Source organism: uncultured Microbacterium sp., assembly GCF_913776565.1.
GTDB lineage: Bacteria > Actinomycetota > Actinomycetes > Actinomycetales > Microbacteriaceae > Microbacterium.
Genome location: NZ_CAJYPF010000186.1, coordinates 1 through 5,918 on the forward strand (window position 1 = coordinate 1; position 5,918 = coordinate 5,918).

At 69.8% G+C, this 5,918-nt stretch carries 4 protein-coding genes; 3 read left to right on the plus strand and 1 reads right to left on the minus strand.

Annotated features, from left to right (window positions below):
- Positions 1–183 precede the first annotated feature (183 nt).
- The 3 genes from valS to QZ433_RS10345 all read left to right on the plus strand — a co-directional run bounded on the left by valS (position 184) and on the right by QZ433_RS10345 (position 5,234).
- Positions 184–2,751 (plus strand): valine--tRNA ligase, encoded by a 2,568-nt coding sequence (valS, locus tag QZ433_RS10335; protein WP_295782903.1) that lies wholly within the window; start codon positions 184–186, stop codon positions 2,749–2,751.
- Entirely contained in the window at positions 2,751–2,999 is a 249-nt protein-coding gene (locus QZ433_RS10340) for a hypothetical protein (RefSeq protein WP_295782906.1), read from the plus strand. The genes valS and QZ433_RS10340 overlap by 1 nt, the downstream gene beginning before the upstream one ends.
- Positions 3,000–3,185: 186 nt before the next feature.
- Complete coding sequence (locus tag QZ433_RS10345; protein ID WP_295782909.1) at positions 3,186–5,234, plus strand: M3 family metallopeptidase; 2,049 nt, start codon at positions 3,186–3,188, stop codon at positions 5,232–5,234.
- Positions 5,235–5,278: 44 nt separating this feature from the next.
- On the opposite strand, the gene QZ433_RS10350 is transcribed toward QZ433_RS10345, so the two are convergent.
- Positions 5,279–5,788 (minus strand): GNAT family N-acetyltransferase, encoded by a 510-nt coding sequence (locus tag QZ433_RS10350; RefSeq protein ID WP_295782913.1) that lies wholly within the window; start codon positions 5,786–5,788, stop codon positions 5,279–5,281.
- Between the last annotated feature and the right edge of the window lie 130 nt (positions 5,789–5,918).

Here is a 5,918-nt window from a genome sequence, read left to right on the forward strand (position 1 = left end):
GTGTTCGCGCCACGCGGCGTCCCACTTCTGCTCGAGGCCTTCCAGCGCGGGCTTGTCGGGAATCGTGGCCATAGAAGTACTCCTCGAGCGATATGGGCGGCACTGTGTGAGCGTGCCTGATGGATGCCACACCCATCAGGCACGCTCACACAGTGCCGCCCATATCGCTCGAGGAGTACTTCTATGGCCACGATTCCCGACAAGCCCGCGCTGGAAGGCCTCGAGCAGAAGTGGGACGCCGCGTGGCGCGAACACGGCACCTACGTCTTCGATCGCCTCCGCGCCGCTGAGGCCGGCCGTCAGGGCGTCTACTCGGTCGACACTCCGCCGCCGACGGCATCCGGAAGCCTGCACATCGGCCACGTGTTCTCGTTCACGCACACCGACGTGAAGGTGCGCTTCGAGCGCATGCGCGGCAAGACCGTGTTCTACCCCATGGGCTGGGATGACAACGGCCTTCCCACCGAGCGCCGCGTGCAGAACTACTACGGCGTGCGCTGCGACCCCTCGCTCCCCTATGACGCCGACTTCACCCCGCCGTTCGCGGGCGGCGACAACAAGAGCAGCAAGGCCGCCGACCAGGTGCCCATCAGCCGCCGCAACTTCATCGAGCTGTGCGAGCGGCTCACCGTCGAGGACGAGAAGCAGTTCGAGGACCTCTTCCGAGAGCTGGGCCTGAGCGTCGACTGGACGCAGACCTACCGCACGATCTCCGACGACTCCATCCGCACGAGCCAGCTGGCGTTCCTGCGCAACATCGAGCGCGGCGAGGCGTACCAGGCCCTCGCGCCGACGCTGTGGGACGTGGACTTCCGCTCCGCGATCGCGCAGGCCGAGCTCGAGGACCGCGATCAGCCCGCCGCCTACCACCGCGTGGGTTTCGCCAAGACCGACGGCTCGGGCGAGGTGTTCATCGAGACCACCCGCCCCGAGCTGCTGCCGGCGTGCGTGGCCCTCGTCGCGAACCCCGACGACGAGCGTTACCAGCCGCTGTTCGGCTCGACCGTGCGCACCCCGCTGTTCGACGTCGAGGTGCCCGTGCTCGCGCACCCCCTCGCGCAGAAGGACAAGGGCTCGGGCATCGCCATGATCTGCACCTTCGGCGACGTGACCGACATCATCTGGTGGCGCGAGCTCGACCTGCCCAACCGCACGATCATCGGCAAGGACGGCCGCATCGTCGCCGACGCCCCCGATGTGATCGTGACGGATGCCGCGAAGGCGGCGTACGGCGAGCTCGCGGGCAAGACCGTGTTCAGCGCCAAGAAGCGCATCGTCGAGCTGCTGCAGGAGTCCGGGGCCATGGAGGGCGCGCCCAAGCCCTTCACCCACCCCGTGAAGTTCTTCGAGAAGGGCGACCGCCCGCTCGAGATCGTGTCGACGCGCCAGTGGTACATCCGCAACGGAGCGCGGGATGCCGAGCTGCGCGAGCGCCTGGTGGCCCTCGGGCGCGAGATGTCGTGGCATCCCGATTTCATGCGCGTGCGCTTCGAGAACTGGACCAACGGCCTAGCTGGCGACTGGCTCGTGTCGCGCCAGCGCTTCTTCGGCGTGCCGATCCCCGTCTGGTACGGCCTCGACGAGAACGGGGAGCGCGATTACGACCGCGTGCTGACGCCCGACCTCGCCTCGCTCCCGGTCGACCCCACCACCGACGTGCCCCCGGGCTACACCGAGGATCAGCGCGGTGTTCCGGGCGGCTTCGACGCCGAGCGCGACATCCTCGACACGTGGGCGACGTCGTCGCTCACCCCGCAGCTGGCCGGCGGCTGGCAGCGCGACGAGGAGCTGTGGAACCTCGTGTCGCCGTTCGACCTGCGTCCGCAGGGTCAGGACATCATCCGCACCTGGCTCTTCTCGACGATGCTGCGCAGCACCCTGGAGGACGACCGCAGCCCCTGGTCGGATGCCGCGATCTCGGGCTTCATCGTCGACCCCGACCGAAAGAAGATGTCGAAGTCGAAGGGCAATGTGGTCACGCCCGCCGACATCCTGAAGCAGCACGGTTCCGACGCGGTGCGCTACTGGTCGGCGTCGAGCCGCTTGGGCACCGACGCGGCCTTCGACCCGCAGAACCCGACGCAGGTCAAGATCGGCCGGCGCCTTGCGATCAAGCTGCTGAACGCGGCGAAGTTCGTGCTGTCGTTCCCCGTGCCCGAGGGCGCCGAGGTCACCCACGCGCTCGACGCGTCGATGCTCGCGACCCTGGATGCCGTGGTGCGCGACGCCACCGCCGCGTTCGAGGCCTACGACCACGCGCGCGCGCTCGAGATCACCGAGTCGTTCTTCTGGACGTTCTGCGACGACTACCTCGAGCTGGTCAAGGAGCGCGCGTACGACCAGTCCGACGCGGGGCAGGCCTCCGCGGCGCTCGCGCTGCGCACGGCGCTGTCGACGCTGGTGCGACTGTTCGCCCCGGTGCTGTCGTTCGCGTCCGAAGAGGTGTGGTCGTGGTTCGAAGAGGGTTCGGTGCACACCGCCGCGTGGCCCGAGCCGAGCGGAACCGAGGGAGACCCGGCCGTGCTGACCGCCGTCAGCGCCGCGCTCATCGGCATCCGCCGCGCCAAGACCGAGGCGAAGGCCTCGCAGAAGACGCCGGTGACCTCGCTCACCGTGTCGGGCCCCCACGTCGAGGCGCTGCGCCTCGCCGAGGGCGACCTGCGCGCGGTCGGACGCATCGAGGAGATCTCGTTCGCCGAGGCCGACTCCACCACCGTCACCGACATCGTGTTCGCACCCCAGGAGGCCTGATGCAACTCGGAACCCGTTGGACCGCTCGTGAGCAGCCGCCGAAGGCTGTTCCCGAGGTTCTGCACGCGCAGATCGCCGCGGTCGAGGCAGCCCTCAACCCCGATGGTCTGAGCGCTCCCGCCCCGCGCTGGACACTGACCTTCCTCGAGAGCCGCCCCGTCGCCGAGCTCGACACGGGGGTCATCGTGAGCCAGGATGCCGCGGGCGAGGTCGTCGTGCGCTACGACGACGACGCCGAGTTCGCCTGACCCGCGCCTCGACGAAGAGCGAGCCCGCCGTCCCCGTTCGGGGCGGCGGGCTCGGTCGCTTTCGGGGCCGGGGACGGAGCCTGTCGAAGCCCCCGGGTCCCTTCGGCAGGCGCCGGGCGCGTCGCCGTGGCCCGCGCCTCTTTCCTGCCCCGTGACCGCGAGGGGCCCGCCGCCTAGGCTGGACCGATGACGGATGCCCCCAATCCCCTGCTGTCCTCCCCCGCGCTGCCCTACGACCTGCCGCCGTACGGCAGCATCCGTTCGGAGCACTACCTCCCCGCCTTCCACGAGGCGTTCGCCACGCAGCGGGCGGAGGTCGACGCGATCACCGCTCAGACCGAGCCCGCGACGTTCGAGAACACGCTCGTCGCGCTCGAGCGCAGCGGAGAGCTCCTCGGTCGCGTTTCGCGCACGTTCTACACGGTGACGGGAGCCGACGGCACTCCCGCGATCCAGGCCATCGAGGAGCAGCTCGCGCCCCTCATGTCCGCCCACCGCGACGCGATCCAGCTCGATGCCGCTCTGTTCGCCCGCATCGCCGCGGTGCACGATCAGCTCGATCATCTGGACCTGGATGCCGAGAGCCGCTATCTGGTGGAACGTCACCACCGCGAGATGGCGCTTGCCGGCGCCGGTCTGGATGCCGCGCAGAAGCAGCGTCTGACCGACCTCAACCAGCGATTGTCGGTGCTGACCACCACGTTCGAGAAGAACCTGCTCGCCGACACGAACGACCTCGCCGTGGTGTTCGACGATGCCGCCGAGCTGGACGGACTCAGCGATGGCGAGCTCTCGGCAGCCGCGCAGGCTGCGACCAGCCGAGGCCTCGACGGTCGGTACGTCGTGACCCTCACGCTGTACACGGGGCACCCGTACCTCTCGTCGCTGACGAACCGCGAGAGCCGCCGACGGCTGCTCGAGGCGTCGCGCTCGCGCGCGGCGCGCGACAACGCGAACGACAACCGTCCCGTGCTGCGCGAGATCGTACGACTGCGGGCCGAGCGCGCGACCCTGCTCGGCTACCCCTCGCACGCCGCGGCCGTGCTCGCCGACCAGACCGCCGGCTCCCCCGACGCCGTCGAATCGCTCCTTCGTCGACTGGCCGCACCGGCCGCCGCGAACGCCCGCGACGAGCAGGCCGCCCTGCAGCGGATCGCCGACGCCGACGGCATCCGGATCGAGGCCCATGACTGGGCGTTCTACACCGAGAAGGTGCGCGCCGAGAAGTACGACCTCGACCGTGCCGCGCTGCGCCCGTGGTTCGAAGCCGAGCGCGTGCTGCGCGACGGCGTGTTCTTCGCTGCCGAGCAGCTCTACGGCATCCGTGTCACCGAAAGGCACGACCTGCAGGGCTACCACCCCGAGGTCCGCGTGTTCGAGGTGCACAACGCCGACGGCAGCGAACTCGGGCTGTTCCTGCTCGATCTGTACACGCGCGACACCAAGCGCGGCGGCGCCTGGATGAATGCGATCGTCACGCAGTCGGCCCTGCGCGGGACCGCCCCGGTCGTCGTGAACAACCTGAACGTGAACAAGCCCGCCCCCGGCACCCCGACGCTGCTGACGCTCGACGAGGTCACGACCCTCTTCCACGAGTTCGGTCACGCCCTGCACGGCCTCTTCGCGACCGTCACCTACCCCCACTTCGCGGGCACCGCGGTGTACCGCGACTTCGTCGAGTTCCCCAGCCAGGTGAACGAGATGTGGATCCTCTGGCCCGAGATCCTCGCGAACTACGCGCGTCACATCGACACCGACGAGCAGCTGCCGGCCGATGTGGTCGACCGCCTGCACGCCTCCGAGGCGTTCAATCAGGGCTTCGCTACGAGCGAGTACCTGGCGGCATCCTGGATCGACCAGGCGTGGCACACCCTCTCCCTCGACGAGGCCTCGGCCGACATCGACGTTGCGGCGTTCCAGGCGGCGGCGCTGGCCGACATCGGACTCGACGACCCCGCCGTCCCGACGCGGTACGCCTCGACGTACTTCGCGCACGTGTTCTCGGGCGGCTACAGCGCGGGCTACTACTCGTACATCTGGAGCGAGGTGCTCGACGCCGACACCGTGGAATGGTTCGGCGAGAACGGCGGCCTGACGCGCGAGAACGGGGACCGCTTCCGTCACCGTCTGCTGGGCGTCGGCGGTTCGGGCGACCCCCTCGCGGCCTACCGCGATTTCCGGGGACGGGATGCCGAGATCCAGCCGCTCCTGGAGCGCCGAGGTCTCGTGGGCTGACGCGATTCCGGGCCCGGGTGCGTCGTGCGCTCGGGCCCCGGGCGTCACAGCGCGTATTTGAAGCCGATATGGGAGTCGGCGAAGCCGAGTCGCGTGTAGAACCGGTGGGCATCGACGCGCGCGGCGTCGGAGGTGAGCTGCACGAGAGTCGCGCCGGTCGCCGGGGCCGCGACGTGCATCACCCAGCGCATCACCGCGCTGCCGATCCCGCCGGAACGCGCGCTCGACGCCACCCGCACCGCTTCGACGAGCATGCGCGTAGCGCCCCGACGCGCCATACCGGGGATGACCGTGAGCTGGAGGGTCCCCACCATCGTGCCGTCGGCCGCCTCCACGGCGAGGAGGTCGTTCAGCGGCGCCTCAAGCACGGCGCGCAGAGCGCCGCCGTAGGTCTCGGCGTCTGCATCATCGCCGCGGTCGCCGCGTGCCGCGCTGATCGCATCGTCCGAGAGCAAGGACATGAGCGCGGAGAGGTCGGTCACGGTCGCACGGCGGAGGACGACCTCTCCGCCGCGGCTGGACAGGACGGCAGGAAGCTGCAGATCGGGGAGCATCCCCTCATCCTGCCGCGACCGCGGCCGCTCGCCGCGGATCGGTCCCTAGGCGCTGCGTCGCTTCTGCGCCAAGACGATCGTCGGCTGCGCGCCGTCCTCGACGGCCGCGCGCGTGATGACGACCTTGGCG

Excerpts from the sequence above, each read along its gene's own strand:
- valS (WP_295782903.1), top strand. The coding sequence starts at position 184 with ATGGCCACGATTCCCGACAAGCCCGCGCTGGAAGGCCTCGAGCAGAAG.
- QZ433_RS10340 (WP_295782906.1), top strand. The coding sequence starts at position 2,751 with ATGCAACTCGGAACCCGTTGGACCGCTCGTGAGCAGCCGCCGAAGGCT.
- QZ433_RS10345 (WP_295782909.1), top strand. The coding sequence starts at position 3,186 with ATGACGGATGCCCCCAATCCCCTGCTGTCCTCCCCCGCGCTGCCCTAC.
- QZ433_RS10350 (WP_295782913.1), bottom strand. The coding sequence starts at position 5,788 with ATGCTCCCCGATCTGCAGCTTCCTGCCGTCCTGTCCAGCCGCGGCGGA.